The sequence below is a fragment of the Quatrionicoccus australiensis genome, assembly GCF_020510425.1.
Taxonomy (GTDB): domain Bacteria; phylum Pseudomonadota; class Gammaproteobacteria; order Burkholderiales; family Rhodocyclaceae; genus Azonexus; species Azonexus australiensis_A.
Genome location: NZ_JAHBAH010000001.1, coordinates 3,189,836 through 3,213,230 on the forward strand (window position 1 = coordinate 3,189,836; position 23,395 = coordinate 3,213,230).

Annotated in this window: 26 protein-coding genes and 2 pseudogenes; 14 read left to right on the plus strand and 14 right to left on the minus strand. The window is 58.9% G+C overall.

Annotated features, from left to right (window positions below; translation table 11 throughout):
• Positions 1 to 6: 6 nt before the first annotated feature.
• The 8 genes from KIG99_RS15410 to KIG99_RS15445 all read right to left on the minus strand — a co-directional run bounded on the left by KIG99_RS15410 (position 7) and on the right by KIG99_RS15445 (position 5,886).
• Positions 7 to 576 carry a hypothetical protein gene (locus KIG99_RS15410; RefSeq protein WP_226442835.1) on the minus strand — a complete coding sequence of 190 codons (570 nt, stop codon included), beginning with the start codon at positions 574 to 576 and terminating at the stop codon, positions 7 to 9.
• A 525-nt stretch (positions 577 to 1,101) separates the two neighbouring features.
• Positions 1,102 to 1,794, minus strand: coding sequence for a nitroreductase (locus KIG99_RS15415; RefSeq protein WP_226460949.1), 693 nt, complete (start codon positions 1,792 to 1,794; stop codon positions 1,102 to 1,104).
• Between the two features lie 80 nt (positions 1,795 to 1,874).
• Positions 1,875 to 2,354: an alpha/beta hydrolase gene (locus KIG99_RS15420; RefSeq protein WP_226460950.1), complete on the minus strand. Its 480-nt coding sequence runs from the start codon at positions 2,352 to 2,354 to the stop codon at positions 1,875 to 1,877.
• A gap of 78 nt (positions 2,355 to 2,432) precedes the next feature.
• Positions 2,433 to 3,050, minus strand: coding sequence for a flavin reductase family protein (locus KIG99_RS15425; protein WP_226460951.1), 618 nt, complete (start codon positions 3,048 to 3,050; stop codon positions 2,433 to 2,435).
• 15 nt (positions 3,051 to 3,065) lie between these two features.
• The gene (locus KIG99_RS15430; RefSeq protein WP_226460952.1) at positions 3,066 to 3,479 is read right to left on the minus strand and encodes a tautomerase family protein; all 414 of its coding nucleotides are present in this window, start codon (positions 3,477 to 3,479) and stop codon (positions 3,066 to 3,068) included.
• Positions 3,480 to 3,541: 62 nt separating this feature from the next.
• The gene (locus KIG99_RS15435) at positions 3,542 to 3,952 is read right to left on the minus strand and encodes a hypothetical protein (protein ID WP_226460953.1); all 411 of its coding nucleotides are present in this window, start codon (positions 3,950 to 3,952) and stop codon (positions 3,542 to 3,544) included.
• A 48-nt stretch (positions 3,953 to 4,000) separates the two neighbouring features.
• Entirely contained in the window at positions 4,001 to 4,894 is an 894-nt protein-coding gene (locus KIG99_RS15440; RefSeq protein ID WP_226460954.1) for an alpha/beta hydrolase, read from the minus strand.
• 8 nt (positions 4,895 to 4,902) lie between these two features.
• Positions 4,903 to 5,886: an MBL fold metallo-hydrolase gene (locus tag KIG99_RS15445; RefSeq protein WP_226460955.1), complete on the minus strand. Its 984-nt coding sequence runs from the start codon at positions 5,884 to 5,886 to the stop codon at positions 4,903 to 4,905.
• 271 nt (positions 5,887 to 6,157) lie between these two features.
• Here KIG99_RS15445 and KIG99_RS15450 point away from each other — a divergent pair, with 271 nt between their 5' ends.
• Positions 6,158 to 6,643, plus strand: a complete 486-nt coding sequence (locus KIG99_RS15450; protein ID WP_226460956.1) for a winged helix-turn-helix transcriptional regulator — start codon at positions 6,158 to 6,160, stop codon at positions 6,641 to 6,643.
• Positions 6,644 to 6,979: 336 nt separating this feature from the next.
• Here KIG99_RS15450 and KIG99_RS15455 read toward each other — a convergent pair whose 3' ends face one another.
• A complete protein-coding gene (locus tag KIG99_RS15455) occupies positions 6,980 to 7,360 on the minus strand; it encodes a winged helix-turn-helix transcriptional regulator (RefSeq protein WP_226460957.1) in 381 nt (126 codons plus the stop codon).
• A gap of 163 nt (positions 7,361 to 7,523) precedes the next feature.
• Here KIG99_RS15455 and KIG99_RS15460 point away from each other — a divergent pair, with 163 nt between their 5' ends.
• On the plus strand, positions 7,524 to 8,111 hold the full coding sequence (locus KIG99_RS15460) for a TetR/AcrR family transcriptional regulator (RefSeq protein WP_226460958.1): 588 nt from the start codon (positions 7,524 to 7,526) through the stop codon (positions 8,109 to 8,111).
• Positions 8,112 to 8,270: 159 nt separating this feature from the next.
• Here KIG99_RS15460 and KIG99_RS15465 read toward each other — a convergent pair whose 3' ends face one another.
• Together KIG99_RS15465 and KIG99_RS15470 are read right to left on the minus strand one after the other, a co-directional pair.
• Positions 8,271 to 9,158 carry an MBL fold metallo-hydrolase gene (locus tag KIG99_RS15465; RefSeq protein ID WP_226460959.1) on the minus strand — a complete coding sequence of 296 codons (888 nt, stop codon included), beginning with the start codon at positions 9,156 to 9,158 and terminating at the stop codon, positions 8,271 to 8,273.
• A 212-nt stretch (positions 9,159 to 9,370) separates the two neighbouring features.
• A pseudogene (locus KIG99_RS15470) lies at positions 9,371 to 9,493 on the minus strand (IS200/IS605 family transposase); the annotation flags it as partial.
• A gap of 228 nt (positions 9,494 to 9,721) precedes the next feature.
• Here KIG99_RS15470 and KIG99_RS15475 point away from each other — a divergent pair.
• Positions 9,722 to 10,852: an NADH-dependent flavin oxidoreductase gene (locus tag KIG99_RS15475; protein WP_226460960.1), complete on the plus strand. Its 1,131-nt coding sequence runs from the start codon at positions 9,722 to 9,724 to the stop codon at positions 10,850 to 10,852.
• A gap of 414 nt (positions 10,853 to 11,266) precedes the next feature.
• On the opposite strand, the gene KIG99_RS15480 is transcribed toward KIG99_RS15475, so the two are convergent.
• The gene (locus KIG99_RS15480; protein WP_226460961.1) at positions 11,267 to 12,100 is read right to left on the minus strand and encodes an NmrA family NAD(P)-binding protein; all 834 of its coding nucleotides are present in this window, start codon (positions 12,098 to 12,100) and stop codon (positions 11,267 to 11,269) included.
• A 110-nt stretch (positions 12,101 to 12,210) separates the two neighbouring features.
• Between KIG99_RS15480 and KIG99_RS15485 the strand changes: the two genes are divergently transcribed.
• The 3 genes and pseudogenes from KIG99_RS15485 to KIG99_RS20790 all read left to right on the plus strand — a co-directional run.
• A complete protein-coding gene (locus tag KIG99_RS15485; protein ID WP_226460962.1) occupies positions 12,211 to 13,197 on the plus strand; it encodes an AraC family transcriptional regulator in 987 nt (328 codons plus the stop codon).
• 44 nt (positions 13,198 to 13,241) lie between these two features.
• Positions 13,242 to 13,424: a hypothetical protein gene (locus tag KIG99_RS20890; protein ID WP_404817887.1), complete on the plus strand. Its 183-nt coding sequence runs from the start codon at positions 13,242 to 13,244 to the stop codon at positions 13,422 to 13,424.
• 18 nt (positions 13,425 to 13,442) lie between these two features.
• Positions 13,443 to 13,544 (plus strand): annotated as a pseudogene (locus tag KIG99_RS20790) (hypothetical protein); the annotation flags it as partial.
• A 472-nt stretch (positions 13,545 to 14,016) separates the two neighbouring features.
• Here the strand turns inward: KIG99_RS20790 and KIG99_RS15495 are convergent.
• Both KIG99_RS15495 and xseA read right to left on the minus strand, forming a co-directional pair.
• The gene (locus KIG99_RS15495) at positions 14,017 to 14,604 is read right to left on the minus strand and encodes a superoxide dismutase (protein WP_226460963.1); all 588 of its coding nucleotides are present in this window, start codon (positions 14,602 to 14,604) and stop codon (positions 14,017 to 14,019) included.
• A 38-nt stretch (positions 14,605 to 14,642) separates the two neighbouring features.
• On the minus strand, positions 14,643 to 15,995 hold the full coding sequence (gene xseA, locus KIG99_RS15500) for an exodeoxyribonuclease VII large subunit (protein WP_226460964.1): 1,353 nt from the start codon (positions 15,993 to 15,995) through the stop codon (positions 14,643 to 14,645).
• 281 nt (positions 15,996 to 16,276) lie between these two features.
• On the opposite strand from xseA, the gene KIG99_RS15505 reads away from it, so the two are divergent.
• The 8 genes from KIG99_RS15505 to KIG99_RS15540 all read left to right on the plus strand — a co-directional run bounded on the left by KIG99_RS15505 (position 16,277) and on the right by KIG99_RS15540 (position 23,355).
• Positions 16,277 to 16,882, plus strand: coding sequence for a MotA/TolQ/ExbB proton channel family protein (locus tag KIG99_RS15505; protein WP_226442838.1), 606 nt, complete (start codon positions 16,277 to 16,279; stop codon positions 16,880 to 16,882).
• Between the two features lie 3 nt (positions 16,883 to 16,885).
• Positions 16,886 to 17,302 carry an ExbD/TolR family protein gene (locus tag KIG99_RS15510; protein WP_226460965.1) on the plus strand — a complete coding sequence of 139 codons (417 nt, stop codon included), beginning with the start codon at positions 16,886 to 16,888 and terminating at the stop codon, positions 17,300 to 17,302.
• The gene (gene lpxK, locus KIG99_RS15515; protein ID WP_404817888.1) at positions 17,302 to 18,309 is read left to right on the plus strand and encodes a tetraacyldisaccharide 4'-kinase; all 1,008 of its coding nucleotides are present in this window, start codon (positions 17,302 to 17,304) and stop codon (positions 18,307 to 18,309) included. The genes KIG99_RS15510 and lpxK overlap by 1 nt, the downstream gene beginning before the upstream one ends.
• Positions 18,290 to 18,463 carry a Trm112 family protein gene (locus tag KIG99_RS15520; protein WP_226460966.1) on the plus strand — a complete coding sequence of 58 codons (174 nt, stop codon included), beginning with the start codon at positions 18,290 to 18,292 and terminating at the stop codon, positions 18,461 to 18,463. Before lpxK ends, KIG99_RS15520 begins: the two co-directional genes overlap by 20 nt.
• 2 nt (positions 18,464 to 18,465) lie before the next feature.
• The gene (gene kdsB, locus KIG99_RS15525) at positions 18,466 to 19,251 is read left to right on the plus strand and encodes a 3-deoxy-manno-octulosonate cytidylyltransferase (RefSeq protein WP_226460967.1); all 786 of its coding nucleotides are present in this window, start codon (positions 18,466 to 18,468) and stop codon (positions 19,249 to 19,251) included.
• Between the two features lie 78 nt (positions 19,252 to 19,329).
• On the plus strand, positions 19,330 to 19,983 hold the full coding sequence (adk, locus tag KIG99_RS15530; RefSeq protein ID WP_226460968.1) for an adenylate kinase: 654 nt from the start codon (positions 19,330 to 19,332) through the stop codon (positions 19,981 to 19,983).
• Between the two features lie 9 nt (positions 19,984 to 19,992).
• Positions 19,993 to 21,252 (plus strand): 6-phosphofructokinase, encoded by a 1,260-nt coding sequence (locus KIG99_RS15535; protein WP_226460969.1) that lies wholly within the window; start codon positions 19,993 to 19,995, stop codon positions 21,250 to 21,252.
• A 30-nt stretch (positions 21,253 to 21,282) separates the two neighbouring features.
• Entirely contained in the window at positions 21,283 to 23,355 is a 2,073-nt protein-coding gene (locus KIG99_RS15540) for a sodium-translocating pyrophosphatase (RefSeq protein ID WP_226460970.1), read from the plus strand.
• The last annotated feature ends 40 nt before the right edge of the window (positions 23,356 to 23,395 follow it).

Below are 23,395 nucleotides of genomic sequence, written 5' to 3' on the forward strand. Positions count from 1 at the left end.
CCCGGTTTAAGCGGCGGCGGCCGCTTTGGCGGCTTCCAGTTCGAGATGGCAGGGCGCGAGCAGCAGGTGCGCCAGGTGCTCCGGGTCGTTCGAGTGCATGTGTTCGGCAAAGGCGGTCAGGCGCGGGTCGGCGGCTTCAGTGAGGCTGGCGATCAGGGCGCGGGCGGCTTCGCGCGGGTTCGGGCCGGGCTGGTAGGCCGGCCAGTCCTTGTAGTGCGACAGCAACTCGGCGCGGTGATCGAGATAGAGCGGGCTGCTGCAGGTGTAATCGAGTTCGGCCTGGCGGGCGGCGATTTCGGCATCGATTTCAGCGTCGGTGTTCTTGTAGTGCGCTTTCTCGGCCTCGGTCCAGTGCGGCTTTTCGCCGTGTTTCTCGCGCAGCGTCGCGAAGGTGCTGTTGAGCACGATCTGCGAATGCGTGCCGGCATCGCGGAAGATATGGACCAGATCCTTGCCGTGCCCCTCGGTGCCGACGTAGCGCATGCCGGCTGTGACCCGGCGCGGGTTGAAGGCGAACTGACGGGCGCAGGCGGCGCGCAGGACATCGAAAAGGGCGTTGATTTTGGCGGGATTCACGGCGGACCTGCTTTCGCTCGAAGGTGGCGGCCGGAACGGCCGATCGGTGCGGTGCACGATACGCTTCTTGCTCGCCCAGCGGTCGACCACCGGTTTTTGCCGTTTTTGCCGGCGTGATCCGGAGATGAAAAAAGTCCTGCGGGTATCCTTTCCTAAAAAACTCGGAAGATTCCAGTGTATTTAGAATGCGATTGGCCGGTGATAGCTCCTCGGCCATTGGCGACCTCACCCCGCCGGCCACAATCGGCCAATCGGTCTGGTCATCCAATTTGAATGCTGGAGACTTCGATGGATCTCGCTCAATGACCGCAATTCGGCGAGCGAACTGACTCCCACTCTGGCTCAACCCAGCCACAGTAGCGGGCGATCGCCGAATCTCCGACCGGTCATCGGAATGGTCGCTTCAAATGAAAACCGGCCGGAATGCCTACGCCAGCGGTTTGGCGCTTAACGGAAATAAGCAATCGTCCAGTTTATTTTTGCGATCGCTCGGACTCATCATTAACAGGCCTGGCGAACCACTCTTCATGAGTTGAATCGTACCCACTCGTCAATAGGCGCTCGTTCCGTACGTAAAGTGTTCTCGGGGCGACTGTCATCGCCGAAACCCAAGGCCATCGCACAGACAATCGTTTCCGCCTCCGGTATTCCAAGATCTTCTCGAATGATTCGATGGAATTGCACAAAAGCAGCTTGCGGACAAGTATCAATCCCGCGCGCCTTAGCTGCCAGCATTACATTCTGGAGAAACATGCCGTAATCCAGCCAGCTACCTTGCGCCATGACCCTGTCGATCGTAAATATGAGCCCGGCCGGAGCATCAAAAAAATGGAAATTCCGGGCATGTTGCTGATGCATGCGCGCTGCGTCGCCTTTCTCAATGCCCACTAGGCGATAAAGATCGAGACCAACTTTCCGGCGGCGCTCGATATACGGGGAAACCCACTTCTCCGGGTAGTACGGATAGCACTCGGTATGTGTGGCGGCTTCTTCCGGGTCATCAAACGCGGAGAGAACTTTGGCACACAGGCGGGACCTGCTTCCCCCGGTGACTACCCAAACCTTCCAGGGCTGGGTGTTCGTTCCGGAAGGCGCGCGTGCGGCGACGGTCAGGATGTCCTTCAGCACTTCCGGCGGAACTTCGTCGGGCAAGAAGGCGCGGCAGGAATAACGGCTGGCGATGACGGCATCGACGGCTTGCTGGATTGGCGTAGTCATGGGGTTGGAGGCGGCTCGTTCAAAAAGGCGATTATGGGTTTGTCGGGATGGCCACCCCGGCTGTCAGGAAGGCTTCCTCGTCAGGGAGCGGGATGCCGAGCGCCAGCAACTGTTCGGCGCAGTCCTTGCTCGAAGCTGCTGATCGTCGGCACCTGCGCGACGACCGCGCGCAAGCGGCGTTCGGTTGCGCCGAGCACGAGCGCGTGGCCGCCGGAATAGCTCGTGCCCCACAGGTCGATGCATTTCGCATCGACGACATCCTGCTGTTCGAGGAAGCTGATCGCGCGCCGCCAATCGGCGATCTGACGCCACGGGTCGATATCCTGGCGCGGCGTGCCGTCGCTGGCGCCGAAGTTGCGGTGATCGTGCAGGAGGACGACAAAGCCGCTGGAGGCGAATTTCTCGGCGAATCGCTCCAGGCCGTGCTCCTTCACGCCGGCATAGCCATGCGCCATGGTGATGGCTGGATAGGGGCCGGTGCCGCCGGTGGGCACACAGAGCCAGCCGCGCAGCGTGATGCCGCCCTCGGCTTCGAAGGCGATATCGGTACGTTGAAACACGGGGGGGGCTCCTTGTAGAAAGATGTCAGGCAACGCCGCAACAGTGACTGGCGTCGATCTTGTGCGATACCAAGTCAATCAACCGGGTCGCTCAAGCGTGAAGAGCTGTCCCGCGCCGATTTCGAAGTAGTCAGCCGGCCCACCACCGCGCAGGATCGGGCGCGCCTGCGCAGTCTGGTACACGCCGTCCTTGATCAACTGCCGGTCAATGTGGATCGCTACTGCTTCGCCCAACACCAGCCACGCCGGGAGTGCCGCGCCGCCTTTTGCCTCCAGCTGCACGATCTGGGTGACCACGCACTCGAACTGCACCGGACTAGCCGCAACGCGCGATGGCCGCACCTTGGCAGAGGGCAGCGTCTCCAGCTTGGCCAACTCGAACTCATCGACGTGCGCTGGCACCATCGCCGCGGAGGCGTTCATCGCCTCGGCGAGCTCTCGCGTCGCCAGATTCCATACGAACTCGCCGGTGTCTCGTGCGTTGGCGAGCGAGTCCTTCGCACCAAGCGAGCAAAAGCCGATGATCGGCGGCTTGTAGTTGAACAGGTTGAAGAAGCTGTAGGGCGCAAGGTTGCGCACGCCGTCGTTAGAGACTGTGCTGATCCAGCCGATCGGTCGCGGAGCGACGATGGCGTTGAGCGGATCATGACGCAGGGAATGCCCCTGCGCCGGTTCGTAGAAATGCCAGTCGGTCATCGCTTTACCCCTTTCTTACTTGTTTACCCAAGGCATGGAAAGGTCGATGTCAGAGACCAGCTTGCCACCGCCGAAACTCATGCTCTCCAAGGGAAGGGCATACATCATCAGGGTGACATCGTCCTGGCTGATGCCAACCTTTTCTACTGCGTATCGGGTGACCAACTCCGCGAGCTTGCGTTTCTGCTCCACCGTCCTGCTCGTGCCGGTCGTTACCATTATGAGCATGCGCCTGTCGGATCTTTTCAAGTTGGGAAAAGTCGGATGGATGAAGAATTCGTCGTCCTTGTGCTCACTGATGATGACGAATCGATCATCCATAGGTGTCTCCATGGCTTCATGAAGAGCGAGATTTAAGGCATCCGCCAGCGCCCGTTTCTCTTCGCTAGAGAACTTTTGAGCCGGAATGTGGGCATGAAATATTGGCATGGTGTTTCCTCGGTAGTGTTGTTCTGGTCAAATGTGGCGATGAAGTTTGTTGTCTTCCCGCCTTAGCTAAAGAAGTCTTGACCCAGTGTTCCTTCGAGTCGCTCCTTGAGGCCAGAAGAGAATTCACGAACGACGGCGAACGGGCTTTGGAAGAGCTTGATGTTGTTGATGAGGCCAGACTCATTCCGAGTGAGTATGGTGGTGCCGGCGACCGGCTTGCCAGCGTGGATGGCATCCCATTCAAGGTAAGTCTTCGCACCGTCAGCCGTTTCCGCAGTGAACGCGAAGTGTTCGTACATCGTGCTCGTCGCGGCAAAGAACGCTCCGATGAGTGTCGGGCCGACCACGGCCTTGCTGAGGGCTGAGGTCTGAAGCCTGGCGTCAGCGGTGAACGACGTCGCGAATTCGCTCGTGCCTTTCTTCATGACGATTTGCATCCATGCCGTTCCCGGCGCGTTGGTGTCAGTAGTCATTACAATCTCCTATCTAGTGTCTACGTGTTCGTTGAGGGCGCTCGCGTGCTATTTCTCGAGGTGCTCGATGAGAAACTCGCCGGCTCTCTGCAGCGCGTCGTGTGCCTGAGGCAAAGAGCCAGTCTGAATGTGCCAGACGTGCAGCATCTCCGGCCAGACCTCAAGGTGCGACTCGCCGCCGGCCTTGCGCACCCTTCGGTCAATTTCAAGCGCGTCGTCGAGAAGCACTTCGTCGCTTCCGACATGGATGAGCAGTGGAGGAAAACCGTGCATGTCGGCGAACATGGGTGAGATGCGGGGATCCTTCAAATCGTGGTTGCCAGCGTAAGCCTCGACCATCTCCCGCATCGCGCCCGCGTTGACCATTGGGTCGCGGTCGGCCAACTGCGTTAACGAGGGCAGCGTCAGCGTTAAGTCTGCCCATGGGCTAATGAGTAGCGCTGCTCGCGCGTCCTTGTGGCCCTTCGAGGACGCGTAGGCAAGAACGTTGAGAACCATGCCACCGCCACTGGAATCTCCTGTCACAGCGAACGGTTTGCCAAGCGCACGCACTGCTTCGTAGCCCCGGATCGACTCGTCGTAGGACGCCGGGAATGGGTGCTCGGGTGCCTTGGAGTGGTCCAGGACGATGACCTGGGACTTTGCCGCTCGAGACAGCTCTCCAAGCATGCCCAGATGCGAGGCCGGAGAGCCTGCCACCCAGCCACCACCGTGGAAATGGTAGATGACTCGGTATTTGGACGCGCCGGGCGCCGTAATCGCCACCGCGGCTACGCCACCGAGCTCGGTCGGCTCGACGGTCAGGTCAGCCGCCGGCGGGTTTGCTTGCGAAATTGCCTCCATGCCGACGCGGAGCGTCTCGATGGTGCGTACGGGATACGCAAAGTCGAAGGCGAACATCGCCTCGCGGAGCTTGCGGGCGGAAGATGAGTCGTAGGCCATGGTTCACCTCACTTCAGGTTGAGGAAAGTTGCGGGTACCCAGTCGTAGCCAGTGCCGGTGTCGGCCTTGCGAATACGGCCCAGGCCCGGGAACGGCATGTGGGCGGCGGCAATCATCGTCTTGTCCGCGGCGAGTTTCACCAGAAGGTCTTCACGCGTTTTGATGGCCGTCGGGCCGTCTGAGTCGAAGACGATGCCGATTTCCGGGTGCGGCATCTGGACGGCGAGGACGTGAGCGGTGTCGCCCCAGACCAGCAGCGACTGACCCTTTGAGGAAATCATGTAGCCGGTGTGACCGGGCGTATGGCCGGGAATGGCATACGGTGCGATGCCGGGGACGATTTCGTCCAGGCCTTCGTACGGCTTCCATTTGCCGGCAGCGATGTAAGGCGCGGCGGCATCCTGTGCCACCTTGAAGAAGATTTTTGCGTCTTCCGGGGCCTTGGCGGTGATTTCCTTCGACAGCCAGAAGTCGGCGTCGGCCTTCTTCATCATCACGGTCGCCTTCGGGAAGACGCGTTTCCCGTCTTTGTATATGCCGCCAGTATGGTCAGCGTGAAGATGGCTCAGCAGCACCAGATCAACCTGCTCCGGCTTGTAGCCGGAGGCCTTCAGGTTCTGCACGAGCTTGCCCAGCGTGGGGCCACCCCAGTGGCCGCCAGCACCCGTATCGATGAGGACGAGCTTGGAGCCGGTGTTGACCAGGTAGCCTTGGACGGTGGCCGAGACATGCTTGGGATCGTTTTGGAAGGAGCGCGCCAGGAGGGACTGGATGAGCGCCGGATCGCCATGCAGGAGGCTGGAGTCTATGGCGCCGCTGCCGTCATGGAGGGCGGTGACTTCATAGTCGCCAATCATCGCGCGATAGAAGCCCGCAACCTGCTTGTGCTGCATCGGCGCTGCAGCTTGGGCCGGTGCTACAGCAACGAAAGTGCCGGCGAATGCTAACGATACCGCGAGCACGGTACGCGAAAGGATAGTGGTGAATTTCATAGTGTTTTCCTAACCATTGTGTGTAGTGAGGTATGTACGTACATACGTAATGATCTTTAGCGAAACGCCAACTCATCGCGCCATGTCGTTGTTGCCACCCTTGCGGCCACCCGGACTACCGAATTGCCGCCGTAAGCCGTGATGAAAGCCACACGCATGTTCGATTCCTCTGTCGATCCGCCAGGATCTTTAAAGTGCTTGCATTGTGCAAGTGGTTGAATAATATCCACACTACTTGCATAATGCAAGTGGAAATTTAAGGAGAATCGCTGTGCAACAAACAAGACGATCGGGCTGCCCGATCAACCTGACGCTTGAGCAGATCGGCGACCGCTGGAGCCTGATCGTTATCCGCGATGTCATGTTCGGGAACAGGCGTAGCTATGGCGCCTTGCTGGAGAGAAACGAGGAAGGCATCGCCTCGAACATCCTCGCCAGCCGGCTGAAGCACTTGGCCGCGTCTGGCCTGCTGACACGATCTCCGGATCCGAATCATCAGCAGAAAGGAATCTACAGCCTCACGGAAGCGGCCATACAGCTTGTACCTCTGCTCGCACAGATGGCTGCCTGGGGCCTTCGGCATACGCAACCAAGCAAGGAGGCGGCTTTGCGCGCGGAACTGCTGGAAAAGGGCGGACCTTCACTTTGGAGTGCCCTTATGGATGAACTACGTTACCTGCATCTCGGTGCACCGCGTCCGGCGCGCTCAGTATTGGACGAACTTAGCGCCGACGACGAGAACGCAATCGCTAATTAGTACTAATCTTTGCGTCATGGCATACATCATGTAGGGCAAAGCTATTCACTCCAGGGCGGCTTTGGCCCTGTGTTAGTTGGGGCGCATTGAGCGCGCGCAGTTCATTCTTGACTGGCAAGCGTGGAACTGCGCGGCCAAATACATGCAGGGTTCTGCCCAGTTTTTCTGCGCCCGGCGGTGCGGCTCAGCTCCTCGTGGGCCTGCGCGTGCTGCGCACTTGCCGAAGGCAGGTGAGCGTGGGGATGGCATGAGGTGGTCTTGCTGTTCCCTTCGCGGGATCACGGTGCTCTCGCCGTCAAGGGCGGACTAATAGAGAGCGACCGTTTGTGAAGCGACTCAAGGCAAATTCTGTTGATCGAATGCGCTCCGAGCGCTTTCGACCAACGGAAGCTTCTCCAGTGTCCACGCATGCAGTTGTCGAAATGGTTGCTGCAAAGTGTTCCCAAGCGGCGTGATTTCATATTGAACAGCGAGCGGCGACGAAATCACTTGACGGGAAACCAGTCCGTTGCGCTCCAAGCGACGAAGACATTGAGTCAGCGCTTTCTGGGTGACGCCCTCCAGCCGGCGCTTGATCGCGTTAAAACGATGTGGACCGTCGTCTAGAACAGCCAACACCATCATTGACCATTTGTCAGCAATCTGATCGAACAAAGCTCTGCTTGGGCAGTCTGAAGAAAAGCACTGTGGCTCTAAATTTAATATCGGACGTTTCACGGCTTTCTCCTGTACGAGAAAAGGCTATTTCATGATGCTTGGTATATATATTATACCAAAACGCTAGAACACTAGTGCTCTAAGAGGCTGTTCACAATCAATCGTATGTCGTAAGCTGGGGCATGAGAAAGAGATATCGTTCCAATTTGTTGGCGGAGGATTTATGAGCGGTAAACCGCAATATGATGAAATTGCAGTACTAAAAGCGGCGATGGGTGTTTTCTGGCGTCATGGGTACGCAAATGCATCTGTTAGCGATCTGACCGAGGCGACTGGTTTGTCTCGATCAAGCCTATACCAGCGCTTTCATGATAAGGGCGGGCTCTTCAGTGAGTCTCTCCAGTTGTATACCGACCGCGTATTGACGCGAATGAGATCGACCCGAGCACACACCTCCAAAGCGAGCGTAGAAGCATTGCTACGTGAGTTTCTTCCGACGGAATCTAAGATAAAGCGCCCTCCTGGTTGCCTGATATCACGCAGTAACGCGGAGCAAGAAGACCTAACTGCCGCAGGAAAGCTAGCCGCTAACGCTGCGGCGTGCCAGCAGAGGCAGATCTTTATGGAGATTCTGACTCGTGGGCAGCTAGAGGGTGAGATCGAGCAGAATGTCGATCTGAATCTACTGGCTTGGTATTACTTTGGAATACTGCAAGCAATCGTAAACCTACCTTCAGTCGGAGCTACTAGCCAGACGCTTGCCCGTCTTATTGACGTTGCAATGTTGGCATGGCCTCAAGGCCATACATAAACAATAGCCGCAAATAAATGGGGGCTTAATCTTCACCGATTGGTCGTGTTTGGAGATGTCGTTAAGGCAAGCTGGAGTTCCACTTTGGCAACCGTCGCCTGACACTCTGGCGATGGTTGCTTTGTTCGTTAAATTGAAAAGTGTAATGTGTGATAAAGGTTATTGATTAAAAAACTTAGCGGAGGCTCTTTCAACACTAAAGAAAAGCTCTGCATCTGGATATTGTATTTTCATGCGGTTTTGAAATTCGGCTCGACTGCTTGATTTGGAAAGTTCTTCTTCAAAAACCAAAAGATACTGTTTTGTGAAATAAATCGCACTGTAGGCGTCAATTTTTTTATTCGGAAAATTATGCCCTGGAATGACAATTTTAGGGTTTCGCTTTGCAAGCGTATCGAGATTTTGAACCCAGGTTTTTCGGCTCTCAGGCGTAGTTTCTACGGTATAGACGTGCATTTGGTCATAGGCCATGTCACCGACTACCGCGACACGTTCTTTGGGGAACCAAAGGTAGGAGTTCTCATCAGTGTCCCCCTGAAGATGTTTATGAATCTCGATTTGTGTACCTTCAATACTGAGTTGGTCTCCATCGTATCTAGTTATGGGGACTTCACGGGTGGCTGCCTTTGACGACAATATCCCATGCCATTTTTCAAGCTTAGCCTTGTATACCTCATCTATACGGTTCGCGACCTTGGAGTTAGCTAATATCTCCACTTGTGGAAAAGCGTCCTTGAATACCTCCAAGCCCAAAAAATGGTCAGCATGCTCGTGAGTAATATAAATCTGCTTGAGATTCTTGTTGAGCGATCGTATCAAATCGAGGACCTTAATCGCATTCGCTCGAGTAAGTTGCGCGTCAATCAGCAGTAGTTCTTTATCTCCCTCAACAATCACCGAGTTATCAAAAAATCCATCGTCTTCTGAAGTGAATATGTGAAAAGTTAGATCGAAAACTTTGGCTGATTGGTTGGCGGAAACTGTTCCGGCTGCGAGAAGAATGGTGCAAAGTACTAGGAGGTTTTTGACAATTTCTTTTATGTTCATATGCATATACCTTTCTGAATAATCGTTTTAACCAAAATCATTGTGGAACGATCGGTTCATGATGTCAAGGTCTATGGCTTGCTGCCAATTCGACAGACACCAAATTAAGGTCAATGGATTGCCTCCGGCCGGTCTGGTAGACATTTCTGGTCTATGAAAATGGAGTAAGGCGGAGGTGAACGAACTACCTTCTGAGAAGGGCCGACCCTCGGTTCAAGCTGGAGTTGCTCTTGCCGCAGTTCTTCCTTTTTTTGAAACTTTACGTACTTCTGAATCATTTCGCTGTTCAGTCCTGCCGTATCCACGTAGTAGCCACGCGCCCAGAAATGATTTCCTTAGTACGGCTTTTTGCGCAGAAAACGAGGTTGAGAAATCAAGTGTAGATATCTGAAAGGGGGCGGCGAACCTTTTGACGCGATCGCCAACGGAAGCCAAAAAATGGAGTTGCAGCCAACATCTGGGTGGTTTCCTCTGATATACCAAAGCGATTTAAGGTGCCTAATTGACACCAGATTTACTATATATACCATGATGGCTTTATACCCCTCATGGAGTCTATTTTTATGTCTCATCTGCATGCCAATCCCTTGTTCCACCCCTTCGATCTCCGCCCGGGTATCACCTTGCGCAATCGCGTGGTGATGTCGCCCATGACTACATGGTCGGGCACCGACGATTTCCAGATCACGGAGGAAGAGGAGGAGTACTACAGGCTCCGTGTTAAAGGCGTAGGAATGGTAATTAGCGGTTGCGCCCAGGTGACCGCCAACGGAATCGGTTTTACGCACGAATTTTCCGCTGCCGACGATAGTTTCATCCCAAGCCTCAAGCGGCTTGCTGATGCAGCAAAGAGTGGTGGTGCGCCGGCTTTGCTGCAAATTTTTCATGCCGGCAACAAGGCACTGCCACAGCTCATTCCTGGCGGGGATGTGGTAAGTTCAAGCGCTGTTCTAACAAAAGCCACGCCCTTCGTTGCGCCCCTGACGCCGAGAGCCCTAACGGGTGATGAGGTCGTGGAGATGATCAAGGCGTTCGGTGAGGCAACACGGCGTGGTATCGAGGCAGGTTTCGACGGGATCGAAGTGCATGGTGCTCACGGTTTCCTGCTGCAAAACTTCCTCTCTCCAGCCACTAATACCCGCACCGATGAATGGGGCGGATCATTGGGAAACCGCATGCGGTTTCCCTTGGCCGTCGTCGCGGAGGTTAAGCGTGTGATTGCCAAGCATGCCGATCGACCGTTTGCCATCGGTGTCCGCCTCTCGCCGGAAGAGCCTGGCGACGAAGGCTATCGCATTGACCAGACGCTGGGCTTTGTCGACCAACTGTTGGAACTGGGTGTCGATTACATTCACATCTCACTGGCCAACTTGTTGACAGACCGGCCTATCGACGATCCTGACGGGCAATCTATCGTCAGCCGCATCGTCGAACGAGTTGCCAAGCGGGCTCCTGTGCTCGCCGCCGGCAGCATCCTGACCCCCGACCATGCCAGCCGAGCGCTGGATGCCGGGTTATCGATGGTTGCGATTGGCCGGGGGTTGATTGTCAACCCGGACTGGGTAAGCCGTGTTCAGCAGGGCCAGGAGGTGGACGTTGAGCTTGATCCTGCGAAGCTTCCGGCGATCAAGCTTCCGCAGAAGCTATGGGCCATCATTCAGGGCTTCCAGGGCTGGATTCCTCTGAAGCAGTAAAAAGGTGCCTATTGATACCCTTAAAAAATGTCTGACTAGGTTGATCCGTTTGTGGTGAGCCAGCACGCCCATGCCAGGACCTGCTGGCATGGGCGTGCTGCCCTTCGACAAGTTCTGGACGAACGGTGCCGAGTTATCAGCCACTATTACGACGCTCAATTTTGTTGCGCAAGCTGAACCGAGACGAGATGGCCCAACCCCAGGCTCAGCTATACCATGGCAACTTTGGCCGTGGTGATGGTCAGCATCACCGGGATCGCGCCTCGCAGGTTAACACCCATAAGAACCTTGATGCCTGCCTTGGTAACCGCCAGTAGTGGTTTTCCCAAGTAAAACAAGTTCGGGCCAGGGTTGAATGGAATTCTGACCGCACCTGCTGGCGCGGCGAACAGATTTCCGACCCCCGGCCGCTGTTCAGGCCCAGTGGGCTTTGAATTCCTGCGCGTACTGTTCCAGTCGGATTGGCGCCTTCCCGGTGATGCGCTGCACCGCGTCGGTAGTGCGCTCGGCATAGCCAGTTTTGAATGCGCTCAGGATTGCTAGCAGGAACTCAGCGTAGTCCGGCGGTAGGCCCGCGGCCAGCAGGCCCTGGCGCATTGCATCTTCGGGAACGTCGGTGTAGCCAATTGTCCGGCCTGCGGCCTTCGACAGGATCGCCGCTACCTGGGTGTGGTCGAGCGCCTCGCTGCCGGTCAGGTCGTGCGACTGGTTCACGAAGTCGTCGCTGCTCAGCAGCTTGGCGGCCACGGCCGCGACGTCGCGAGTGTCGATGAAGCTGCCCTTTGCGGCGCCTACTGGCAAGAGGATCTGACCTTGGGTCTGGATGCTCTGAAGCCAGAAGGTGTGGAAGTTCTGCATGAACCAGTTGGGGCGGATTACGTTCCAGGCCAGACCCGAACGCTCCAGGTGCAACTCGGCACGGCGCAGCGGGATGCTGTCGTCGGCGTTGGCGCCCATGGCGGACATCAGCAGCACCTTACGCACACCGGCGGTTTTGGCGGCGTCGATGGCGGGTATCAGCAACTCGTGATGGTTGGAAAAGCCGGAAGGTGCCAACAAGAACAGCTGGTCGGCGCCGGCCAGCGCCGCAGCCAGGCCTTCGCCGGTGACGAGGTTGAGGTGCACCTCGCCGACCTGGGTGGGGGTGCGGCTGGTGGCGCGGCGCACGGTTTGGCCCTGGGCGGTGAGCAGGTCAACGAGGGGGGAACCGTTCTGGCCATTGGCGCCGATTACGAGGGTGGTAGTCATGCAAAACTCCTGTTTGTGGTTGAGAAGGCTTTCAGTGTGCACCGTTGATGAAAGGCCCTGAATGCATGAAATTCCATAATTCATGTCTAATCGTCCATATAATGGAAACCATGGACATACTCTCAGACATTCTTCATGTCGCCGGACTCCGGCGCCGCCAGCTTGACCTGCACGCGCTCACGCTCGAGACGGCGCTGCGTTTTCCCTGTGACCGCAGCTTCGGCCTGTACGCAGTCACGCGAGGCCGCGCTTTCGTGCACGCGACCAACTTGGACGAGCCGCTGGCGCTGCAGGCCGGCGACTTGGTGTTGATGGCGCGCGGCTGCGCGCACCAGCTATCGCTGGACCGCACAACGCCCACGCACTGCACCACGATGATGATCGCACCATTTGCAGGCGCTGGTCTGGCAGACGGAGCACCGTCCTCTAGGGCCGGGGCCGACGACAACCCGGCTACCCAGGCCTCCGCGCAAGTCATCAGTGCCGCCTACCAGTTCTGGCACGACCCGCTGCATCCCTTCCTGCGCAGCCTGCCACCGTGGTTCGTGGTGCGCGGCCACTCTCTGCCCCCGCTCTCTCCCCTGTCCCTGACCATCGGCCTGCTCGACCGCGAGCTGGGCGACGGAGGACTGGGCGCCTCCTCGGCCACCCTGGGTCTGCTTGACGCACTGTTCGCCTTTGCCCTGCGCGAGATTGCACAGCGCCAAAACCCCGGCGCACCGGGCTTGCACCACGCCATCGCCGACCGCCCGATCCGCCAGGTGCTCACACTCATGCACGGCAACCTCGGCCATAGCTGGACGCTCGAAGAACTGGGCCGGCAGGCCGGCCTGTCGCGCTCGGCGCTGGCCAAGCGCTTTCGCGACGCCCTGGGCGACTCGCCGCTGAACTACCTGCGCACCCTGCGCATGCAGAAGGCCATGCAGTTGCTGGCTGACACCCGGCTGTCGCTGGAACAGATCGCGCAGGCCGTGGGCTACCAGGACGCTTTCGGTTTTTCCAAGGTCTTCAAACGCACCACTGGCCAGTCGCCGCGCCAGTTCCGCGAGCAGGACGTCGCGGACCGGCAGAGCCCGTACCGGGTCCAGGTGGCCTGATCCGAAGTTCGGACACCGGGTGCTGACAACTGTGAGGGGGTACAGTGTCGGCCTTCGCGCTCCTGTGCGCACGATATTCCTCGCAACGTGCCCCTGGCCTGCCCGCCAGCCCCCAATGCTGGTCCGCCTTCACCTACGAAGGCAGTGAGCTCTATATCTGCCCCGAATGCGCCCAGGAGCGGATCAATGCCGCGTTGGCCGAGGCCATCGAGGACACGAAGGTCTGAAGGGGCGCCTTCGGCAATGTCCTGGCCGACGGCGGCAGTGTCACCTTGGTCAAGAACCTCAAGCCCAAGGACTGGTTGGCCTTGGTCAAGGTGAGCATCAGGGTCAAGAATGTTCGCTAGGTCGAGGCCGTGGACGGCATCGATTGCAAGATCGAGGGCTTCGGAGCAACCCCGTAATGCCGCTTTGAGCGGCTCACAAATTGAAAGCCCCCGACTCTGCCGAGGGATGGTTACACAGGAAAGCCGCCGTATGCTTTCCCCTGAGCATGAACGGTAGGTAAGCGGACAAATTGCTGCCCGGTCGATCTCTTCAGCCCAACGGCCGCAATGCTCGAGGTGTGGCCGGTGTTGAGTGACTGCACAATGAAAAGGGGGAGCCAAATGCTCCCTCTTTCTTTCAAACTCGTTTTTACGAATTTTTCGTTCGTAGTGGCCCCAAAATTTACGATTTTATTATTCGTTTTACGAGTTTTTTATCCTGAAATAGCGGTCGACCACCGGTTTTTGTCGTTTTTGCCGGCGTGATCCGGAGATGAAAAAAGCCCTGCGGGTATTGCCGCAGGGCTTTTGGATTCAAGCTTGAATCTGGCGTTTAGCCGGCGAAGTTGCTTTCGGCGAAAGCCCAGTTCACCAGGCTGGCGAGGTAGGTTTCGACGAACTTCGGACGGGCATTGCGGTAGTCGATGTAGTAGGCGTGTTCCCATACGTCAACGCAGAGCAGGGCCTTGTCGCCGGTGGTCAGCGGGGTGCCGGCGGCGCCCATGTTGACGATGTCGACGGAACCGTCGGCCTTCTTGACCAGCCAGGTCCAGCCGGAACCGAAGTTGCCGACAGCCGAGGTCTGGAAGGCGGTCTTGAAAGCGTCGAGCGAACCCCACTTGGCGTTGATCGCGTCAGCCAGGGCACCCTTCGGAGCGCCGCCGCCGTTCGGGGTCAGGCAGTTCCAGAAGAAGGTGTGGTTCCAGACCTGGGCTGCGTTGTTGTACACGCCGCCAGCCGGCGCCTTCTTGACGATGGCTTCGAGGTCGAGGTTTTCGTATTCGGTGCCCTTGATCAGGTTGTTCAGGTTGGTGACATAGGCCTGATGATGCTTCGCGTAGTGATAGTCAAAGGTCTCGGCCGACATGTGCGGGGCCAGGGCATCCTTGGCGAAAGGCAGCTGGGGCAGTTGATGTTCCATTGGTATTCTCCGTTATGTTCAAGGGGTAAAACAAAATTCTAGTCAGCTTCGGGTGTGGCCACAACCTGATTGACGGTGACGTCGGCCGAACCCCGGGCAAAGCTGAGTTTCAGCGCATCGCCGCTGGCAATCTGTGCGGCATCGCGCACGGCACGACCGTCGGGGCCGATGGCCAAGGCATAACCGCGGGCCAATACGGCTTGCGGATCCAGTTGCACTAGACCGCTACTTAGTGCATTAAGTTTCCCGGTCTGTTGAGAAATTTTCCAGAGCGCCTGGCTGTGTAGCCGGTAATGCAGATGCGCGAGCTGTTCGCCCTGCTTGCCCGGCTGTGGTCGGGCGGCCTTATGGCGCTGGCCGAGGACGGCGAGGCGCAATTGCTGGCTGGCAGTCTGGCGCAACATCGCCTGGTGCAGGCGGCGGCCGAGCTGGGTCGTGTCCTGGCGGCGCTGTTCGATGCGCGCCGCGGGGTGAATCAGGCGGCTGGTCAGCCAGTCGATTTTTTGCTGCTGGTCGGCCAGGGTGCGTTCCATGCGCCGTTCGAGATGGCGCTGCAGTTCGGCGAGGCGGGCGAGCAGGGCGCTACGCTCGGGACTGAGCAGTTCGGCTGCGGCGGTCGGTGTTGGGGCGCGCTGGTCGGCGGCAAAGTCGGCAATCGTGAAATCGGTTTCGTGGCCGACGCCGGCAACCACCGGGATGGCGGAGGCGCGGATGGCGCGTGCCACGCTTTCCTCGTTGAAGGCCCAGAGATCCTCGATGCTGCCGCCGCCGCGACAGAGAATGAGCGCGTCGCAAGCGCTGTCGCTGGCCGCCATGATCGCGGCGGCAATTTTTTCGCCGGCGCCTTCGCCCTGGACTGGCGTCGGGAACAGGCTGATCCGGATATGCGGCGCACGCCGGTGCAGCGTGCTCAGTACGTCGCGCAGCGCCGCGGCCTGCGGGCTGGTGACGATGGCCAGGTGGCGCGGAAAAGTCGGCAGCGGCCGTTTGGCTGCGCTGGCGAACAGGCCTTCGGCTTCGAGTTGTGCCTTGAGGCGCAGGAAGCGTTCGAACAGGTCGCCCTGGCCGGCGCGGCGGATGGCTTCGACATTGAGCTGGAATTCGCCGCGCGGCTCGTAGAAAGAGACCAGGGCGCGTGCCTCGATCTTCTGGCCGTTTTCCAGGCGCCAGCCGAGTAGTTGCGCCCGGCTGCGCCACATCACGCAGCGCACTTGGGCGGCAGCATCCTTGAGCGAGAAATAGACGTGGCCGGAAGCGGCGTAGGTCAGGTTGGAAATCTCGCCGCCGACCCAGGTCAGCGGGAATTTCGCTTCAAGACATTCGCGGACCAGGCGGTTCAGGCTGGAAACCGTGAGTGTGGAAGAGGGGGCGGTGGTGGTGACTTCACGCATCCGGCGATTGTAACCCGTCGTTTTTTGTTGCGGGCTTTGCTTGACAGGCTTGATTTTATTTAACCTGTTGATTTTTATCGATTTAAATAATGTGCCTTGTTTTTTGGCAGAGCAGGAAAAAGCCTTTGCCGGACGGGGTTTAGCGCAACTGGCCACAATTCATTCACAGACTTATCCACAGATTTTGGGGATAAGCGCGACGACGCCTGATTTTTAGGGCTTGCCCCGCCGGAAGGGGAGAGGCAAAATCCACGGTTAATTTTCCAGCGAGGAATTCCCACGTGTTTGCGATCGTTCAGGCTGCCGGTTGGCCCATCTGGCCGTTGTTGCTGGCCTCCATCATTTCCGTTGCGCTGATCATCGAGCGTCTGGTTGCCCTGCGTCGTTCCAAGGTCGTTCCGGCCGGCCTGCTGCAACGTGCGGTCGGCGAGTTCAAGCGCGGTGCCAACAACGACAAGCTGCTTGAGGACCTTGAAAAGCATTCGCCGCTCGGGCGCGTTTTGTCGGCCGGCCTGCGCAACGTCAATGCGTCGCGCGAAATCATGAAGGAATCGATCGAGGAAGCCGGTGGCGCCGTCGCGCACGAGCTGAACCGCTACCTGACGACGCTCGGCACGATTGCCTCGATCAGCCCGCTGATGGGCCTGTTCGGCACCGTGGTCGGGATGATCGAGATTTTCGGTTCGCAGTCGCCGAGCGGCTCGAATCCGCAGCAACTGGCGCATGGCATCTCGATCGCGCTGTACAACACCGGTTTCGGCCTGGTCATCGCGATGCCGAGCATGATCTTCTGGCGCCATTTCCGCGCCCAGGTCGATGGCTTCGTGGTCGAGATGGAACAGCAGGCCGTGCGTCTCGTCGAGTACATGCACGGCGACCGGAAGTAAGCAATGAACTTTCAGCGCGGACGCAGCCGGGAAGAGCCGGAAATCAACCTGATTCCGATGATCGACGTCTTGCTGGTCATCATCATTTTCCTGATGTTGACGACGACTTACGCCAAGTTCTCCGGCCTCGAAATCAATTTGCCGACGGCCGATGCCAGCAAGCAGGCCGAGCAGCCCAACGAGATCGATGTTGCGGTGACGGCGAGCGGCCAGATCCTGGTCAACAAGTCGCCCTTGCCCGGTGGTGACGTCAAGAGCATTGCCGATGCCCTGCAGCGGGCGGCCGGTGCCCGGCCCGATCCGCTGATCGTCATCAACGCCGATGCCAAGGCGACGCACCAGAACGTCATCGACGTGATGCAGGCGGCGCAGTCGGCCGGCTATCCGCACATCTCCTTCGCGACGCAAGCGCCACGCTGATGGCGCGCTGGTTGCAGCGGCAGTGGTTCGAGCAACGCCGGCTTTCGCCGGCGTTGTGGCTTTTGCTGCCGCTCCTGCTGCCCTTGTGCGGGCTGTTTGTCCTGCTCGCCAATCTCAAGCGTCGCCGGACGCAGCCGCTGCGCCTGCCGGTGCCGGTGGTCGTGGTCGGCAACATCACCGTCGGCGGCGCCGGCAAGACGCCGCTGACGCTGTGGTTGGCTCGGGCGCTGCAGGAGCGCGGCTGGCAGCCGGGCATCGTCAGTCGCGGTTATGGCGGTGCAAACTCGGCGCCGCGCGCGGTGCTGGCCGACGCCTCACCGGTCGACGTCGGCGACGAGCCGATTTTGCTCGCCCGGCGCAGTGCTGTGCCGGTCTGGGTCGGGCGCGACCGGGCGGCAGCCGGACTGGCCTTGCTGGCGGCGCATCCGGAAGTGAACCTGATTCTTTGCGACGACGGCCTGCAGCATTACCGTCTGGCGCGCGATGTCGAGCTGGCCGTTTTTGACGGACGCGGCGCCGGCAACGGCTGGCGCCTGCCGCTCGGGCCGCTGCGCGAACCGCTGGCACGGCTCGATTCGGTCGATGCGGTGATCTGCAACGGCGCACCGGATGAGCGTCTGCCGGCTACCTTGCCGTCTTTTGCAATGCGTTTGCAGCCCGGCGATTTCTATCGGCTCGATGATTTTGCCCGTTTCTGTACGGTCGACCGTCTGCGTGGGCAGAAATTGCACGCGCTGGCCGGAATCGGCGATCCCGGGCGCTTTTTCCGGACCCTGCAGGCGCTGGGGCTGGACTTCGAAGCGCATCCCTTTCCCGATCATCACGCCTACGTGGAGGCCGATCTGGCCTTCGCCAAAGACGGCATCCTGCTGATGACCGAGAAGGATGCAGTAAAATGCGCCGGATTGACGCCCGGCGAAACCTGGGTTTTGCCCGTCGCGGCCGAGCTCGCGCCGGCCCTAACTGAACTTATTCTGGAGAAACTTCGTGGACGCCAGGCTGCTTGATATCCTCGTCTGCCCGATTTGCAAGGGCAATCTCGAACACCGCAAAGCCGAAAAGGAACTGGTCTGCAAACCCTGCAAGCTGGCTTTCCCGATTCGCGACGACATCCCGATCATGCTCGAGGACGAAGCCCGGCAACTGCCCGCGGAAGGCTGAGCATGGGGCACACCGCGTTCAAGGTGGTGATTCCGGCCCGCTACGCCTCGACGCGTCTGCCGGGCAAGCCGCTGCTCGATCTTGGCGGCAAGCCGATGGTCGTGCGCGTGGGCGAACGGGCGCGCTTGTCGGGGGCGGATGAAATCTGGGTGGCGACCGATCATCCGGAAGTGCGTTCCGTCGTCGAGGCGCATGAGTTTGCTGCCTTGATGACACGCAGCGACCATTTGACCGGTACCGATCGCCTGGCCGAAGTCGCGCAGCAGCGCGGCTGGAGTCGCGACACCATCATCGTCAATGTGCAGGGAGACGAGCCGCTGATCGAGCCTGAAATCATCGCCCGGACGGCGCGTCAGCTGGCGATCAGCGGTGCCGACATCGCGACGGTGGCGCATCCGATTACCGAGGCTGGTGATTTCTTCAATCCGAACGTGGTGAAAGTGGTTTGTCGCGCCGACGGCGACGCAGCCTATTTTTCGCGCGCCCCGATTCCCTATGCGCGCGACCACTTTGCCCGTGAAAACGGCGGCGAAACCCTGCCGGCGGGCTTTCCGGCCTATCGCCATGTTGGTCTTTATGCCTATCGTGCGAGCTTTTTGCAGGCTTACGCCGGGTTGACCGTTGCACCGACCGAACAGTTCGAGTCGCTCGAGCAATTGCGCGCCCTTTGGCATGGTTACCGGATCAGTGTTTTGCTGGTCGATGCGGCGCCGGCGCCGGGTGTCGATACGCCCGAAGATGCAGAGCGGATGCGCAAATTGTTTGACCGGGCCGGCAATAGCGAGTAATTTTTCGCCTTTAGAGAACGGCAGCCGGACAAGCCGATAAAAAGAACGAATTAACATTTTTGAACCGAGGGACACTCCATGAAATTGATTCTGTTGGGCGCACCTGGCGCCGGTAAGGGTACGCAAGCCAAGTTCATCTCCGAGAAATTTGGCATCCCCCAGATTTCCACCGGCGACATGCTGCGCGCCCAGGTAAAAGCGGGCACCGCCCTCGGTCTGGAAGCCAAAAAACATATGGATGCCGGCGGTCTCGTGCCGGACGCCGTCATCATCGGCATGGTCAAGGATCGTTTGACCCAGGACGATTGCAAGGACGGTTACCTGTTCGACGGTTTCCCGCGCACCATTCCGCAAGCCGATGCCATGAAGGATGCAGGCGTTGCCCTCGACGTCGTGCTTGAAATCGACGTGCCGGACAGTGACATCGTCGAGCGCATGGCCGGTCGCCGTGCTCACCTTTCGTCCGGTCGTACCTATCACGTCAAGTTCAACCCGCCGAAGGTTGAAGGCAAGGATGACGTGACCGGTGAGGACCTCGTCCAGCGTGACGACGACAAGGAAGAAACCGTCAAGAAGCGTCTCGAGATCTATCACTCGCAGACCAAGCCGCTGGTTGATTTCTACACCAAGTGGGCAGCAACCGGCGATGCCAACGCACCGAAGGTTGCCAAGGTGGCCGGGGTGGGCTCGGTCGATACGATTACCAAGAGCGTTTTTGACGCACTGAAATAAGGGACGAAGATGACGGTTAAAAACGCCTTCTACGCACAGTCAGGGGGCGTAACCGCCGTCATCAACTCAACGGCGTGCGGCCTGATCCAGGAAGCACGCCGCCATCCCGACAAGATCGGGAAGGTTTATGCCGGTCGTGACGGCATCATCGGCGCTCTGACCGAAGACCTGATCGATACCAGCCTCGAAACCGACGAGGCCATTGCCCGCCTGCGGCACACGCCGGGCGGCGCTTTCGGTTCCTGCCGTTACAAGCTCAAAAGCCTAGAAGATCATAAAGCCCAGTACGAACGCCTGATCGAGGTGTTCAAGGCGCACGACATCGGTTACTTCTTCTACAACGGCGGCAACGATTCCATGGACACCGCCTGGAAAGTCTCGCAGATTGCCGAAAAACTCGGTTATCCGGTGGTTTGCGTCGGCGTGCCGAAAACCGTCGATAACGATTTGCCGCTCACCGACTGCTGTCCGGGCTTCGGTTCGGTCGCCAAGTATGTCGCGACCTCGATCCGCGAAGCCGGTTATGACGTGGCCTCGATGGCACGCACCTCCACCAAGATTTTTGTCCTCGAAGTCATGGGCCGCCACGCCGGCTGGATTACCGCCGCTTGTGGCCTGGCTTCGGAAAATGCCGGCGAACCGCCGCACATCCTGCTCTTCCCGGAAGTGCCGTTCGATCCCGTGCGTTTCCTGGCGCGCGTCCAGGAGTGCGTCGAGCAATATGGCTATTGCACGGTCGCCGTCTCGGAAGGTTTGTCCGATGCCTCCGGCAAGCTGATTGCCGATTCCGGTACCAAGGATGCTTTCGGGCATTCGCAACTGGGCGGCGTCGGTCAGGCGGTTGCACAGCTGATCAAGGACAAGCTCGGCCACAAGTATCACTGGGCGCTCGCCGACTACCTGCAGCGTTCGGCCCGCCACCTGGCTTCGCGTACCGATATCGAACAGGCGCATGCGCTCGGTGTCGCAGCGGTCAACCTCGCTTTACAGGGCAAAAATGCCGTCATGGCGACGGTCGACCGTCTGGCTGACAAGCCGTATCGCTGGCAGATCGGCGAAGCGCCGCTCAAAGACGTCGCCAACGTCGAACGCAAGATGCCGGCCGAGTTCATCACCGCCGATGGCTTCCACATCACCGATGCGTGCCGCACCTATCTGCAGCCGCTGATCGAAGGTGAGGAGCCGCCACCGTATCGCAATGGCTTGCCGGACTACGTCCGCTTGCAGAATGTCTCCATCGGGAAAAAGCTGGGGGCGTTCAAGATCTGATTTTTTGTTGACCATGAAGAGGGGGGAGTAATGTCTAATGCGTTGTTGTTGGCGCTTGCCTGCGCCGTATTGGCTGTCCTGTATGGCTGGATTTCCAGCCGACAGATCCTCGCGTTGCCTGCCGGCAACGAGCGTATGCAAGAAATCGCCAAGGCGATCCAGCAGGGGGCCGAGGCCTACCTGAACCGACAGTACAAGACGATTGCGATGGTCGGTATCGTGCTCTTCGTGCTGATTGGTATTGTTCCCCAACTCGGCTGGTTGACCGCTTTCGGCTTTTTGATCGGTGCCGTATTGTCCGGTGCCGCCGGATTCATCGGCATGAACGTTTCGGTGCGAGCCAATGTGCGTACCGCAGAAGCGGCGCGCGGCGGGATTGCCAAGGCGCTTGATGTCGCCTTCAAGGGCGGTGCCATCACCGGCATGCTGGTGGTTGGTCTTGGCTTGCTCGGCGTGGCCGGCTACTTTGCTTTCCTGAAATCGGTCAATGCGCCGGATGCCGAGTTGAGTCATGTCATCGAGCCGCTGGTCGGCCTGGCCTTCGGTTCCTCTCTGATTTCCATCTTCGCCCGGCTTGGTGGTGGCATCTTCACTAAGGGCGCCGACGTCGGTGCCGACCTGGTGGGCAAGGTCGAAGCCGGTATTCCCGAGGACGATCCGCGCAACCCGGCGGTGATCGCCGATAACGTTGGTGACAACGTCGGTGACTGCGCCGGCATGGCGGCCGACCTGTTCGAAACCTACGCCGTGACCGTGGTCGCCACCATGGTGCTGGCCGCGCTGACGATCAAGGCGACGCCGGGGCTGGGTGAAAACCTTTTGCTCTATCCGCTGGCGCTCGGCGGTGTCTCGATCATCGCTTCGATCATCGGCTGCTATTTCGTCAAGGCAACCGAAGGCGGCAAGATCATGGCGGCCTTGTATCGCGGCCTGACGGTGGCCGGCGTGCTGGCGCTGGTGGCCTACTATCCGGTGACTTCCTGGTTGATCGGCGCCGGTGCTGTGCTGCCGGATGGCTCGACGATCAATACCATGACGATGTTTGGTTGTTCACTCGTCGGCTTGCTCCTGACGGCAGCGCTGGTATGGATTACCGAGTATTACACGGGTACCGAATACGGGCCGGTCAAGCATGTCGCCGAAGCCTCGACGACCGGGCACGGGACCAACATCATCGCCGGTCTGGGCGTTTCGATGAAGTCGACGGCCTGGCCGGTGCTTTCGGTCTGCGCCTCGATCTACGCCGCCTATGCCATGGGCGGGCTGTTCGGTATTGCCATCGCCGCAACCTCCATGCTGTCGATGGCCGGTATTGTCGTGGCGCTTGATGCCTACGGCCCGATTACCGACAACGCCGGTGGTATCGCCGAAATGGCCGGGCTGCCGAAAGAAGTGCGCGATGTTACCGATCCGCTCGATGCCGTTGGCAATACAACCAAGGCAGTGACCAAGGGCTACGCCATCGGTTCCGCCGGTCTGGCGGCGCTGGTGCTGTTCGCCGACTACACGCACGCGCTTGGCCTCGACAAGACCACGGGTCTGCCCTTTACTTTCGATCTGTCGAACCACATGGTGATCATCGGTCTGATCATCGGCGGTCTGATTCCTTACCTGTTCGGTGCAATGGCGATGGAAGCAGTCGGGCGTTCAGCCGGTGCCGTGGTTGTCGAAGTGCGTCGCCAGTTCAAGGAAATTCCCGGCATCATGGAAGGCACGGCCAAGCCGGACTATTCCAAAGCCGTCGATATGCTGACTGTGGCGGCGATCAAGGAAATGATGATCCCGTCCATTCTGCCGGTCGCGGTGCCTGTGCTGGTTGGTCTGGTGCTCGGTCCGGTTGCTCTGGGAGGGCTGTTGGTCGGTACGATCGTCACCGGCTTGTTCGTTGCCATTTCGATGACGACGGGCGGTGGTGCTTGGGATAACGCCAAGAAATACATCGAAGATGGTCATTTTGGCGGAAAAGGCTCGGATGCGCACAAAGCCGCGGTTACCGGTGATACGGTTGGCGATCCCTACAAGGATACAGCCGGTCCGGCAGTCAATCCGCTGATCAAGATTATCAATCTCGTGGCGTTGCTGATTGTGCCGTTGATTGCCTGATTATTGGGTGTTGCAGGAAAAGGCGGCCCCGGCCGCCTTT

Coding starts and splice junctions, on each gene's coding strand:
- KIG99_RS15425 (WP_226460951.1), bottom strand. CDS start 3,050: ATGACCGACTGGCATTTCTACGAACCGGCGCAGGGGCATTCCCTGCGT.
- KIG99_RS15465 (WP_226460959.1), bottom strand. CDS start 9,158: ATGAACATAAAAGAAATTGTCAAAAACCTCCTAGTACTTTGCACCATT.
- KIG99_RS15480 (WP_226460961.1), bottom strand. CDS start 12,100: ATGACTACCACCCTCGTAATCGGCGCCAATGGCCAGAACGGTTCCCCC.
- KIG99_RS15540 (WP_226460970.1), top strand. CDS start 21,283: ATGTCTAATGCGTTGTTGTTGGCGCTTGCCTGCGCCGTATTGGCTGTC.
- KIG99_RS15415 (WP_226460949.1), bottom strand. CDS start 1,794: ATGACTACGCCAATCCAGCAAGCCGTCGATGCCGTCATCGCCAGCCGT.
- KIG99_RS15535 (WP_226460969.1), top strand. CDS start 19,993: ATGACGGTTAAAAACGCCTTCTACGCACAGTCAGGGGGCGTAACCGCC.
- KIG99_RS15445 (WP_226460955.1), bottom strand. CDS start 5,886: ATGAAATTCACCACTATCCTTTCGCGTACCGTGCTCGCGGTATCGTTA.
- KIG99_RS15435 (WP_226460953.1), bottom strand. CDS start 3,952: ATGACTACTGACACCAACGCGCCGGGAACGGCATGGATGCAAATCGTC.
- KIG99_RS15510 (WP_226460965.1), top strand. CDS start 16,886: ATGAACTTTCAGCGCGGACGCAGCCGGGAAGAGCCGGAAATCAACCTG.
- KIG99_RS15460 (WP_226460958.1), top strand. CDS start 7,524: ATGAGCGGTAAACCGCAATATGATGAAATTGCAGTACTAAAAGCGGCG.
- kdsB (WP_226460967.1), top strand. CDS start 18,466: ATGGGGCACACCGCGTTCAAGGTGGTGATTCCGGCCCGCTACGCCTCG.
- KIG99_RS15485 (WP_226460962.1), top strand. CDS start 12,211: ATGGACATACTCTCAGACATTCTTCATGTCGCCGGACTCCGGCGCCGC.
- KIG99_RS15440 (WP_226460954.1), bottom strand. CDS start 4,894: ATGGCCTACGACTCATCTTCCGCCCGCAAGCTCCGCGAGGCGATGTTC.
- KIG99_RS15475 (WP_226460960.1), top strand. CDS start 9,722: ATGTCTCATCTGCATGCCAATCCCTTGTTCCACCCCTTCGATCTCCGC.
- KIG99_RS15430 (WP_226460952.1), bottom strand. CDS start 3,479: ATGCCAATATTTCATGCCCACATTCCGGCTCAAAAGTTCTCTAGCGAA.
- adk (WP_226460968.1), top strand. CDS start 19,330: ATGAAATTGATTCTGTTGGGCGCACCTGGCGCCGGTAAGGGTACGCAA.
- KIG99_RS15495 (WP_226460963.1), bottom strand. CDS start 14,604: ATGGAACATCAACTGCCCCAGCTGCCTTTCGCCAAGGATGCCCTGGCC.
- xseA (WP_226460964.1), bottom strand. CDS start 15,995: ATGCGTGAAGTCACCACCACCGCCCCCTCTTCCACACTCACGGTTTCC.
- lpxK (WP_404817888.1), top strand. CDS start 17,302: ATGGCGCGCTGGTTGCAGCGGCAGTGGTTCGAGCAACGCCGGCTTTCG.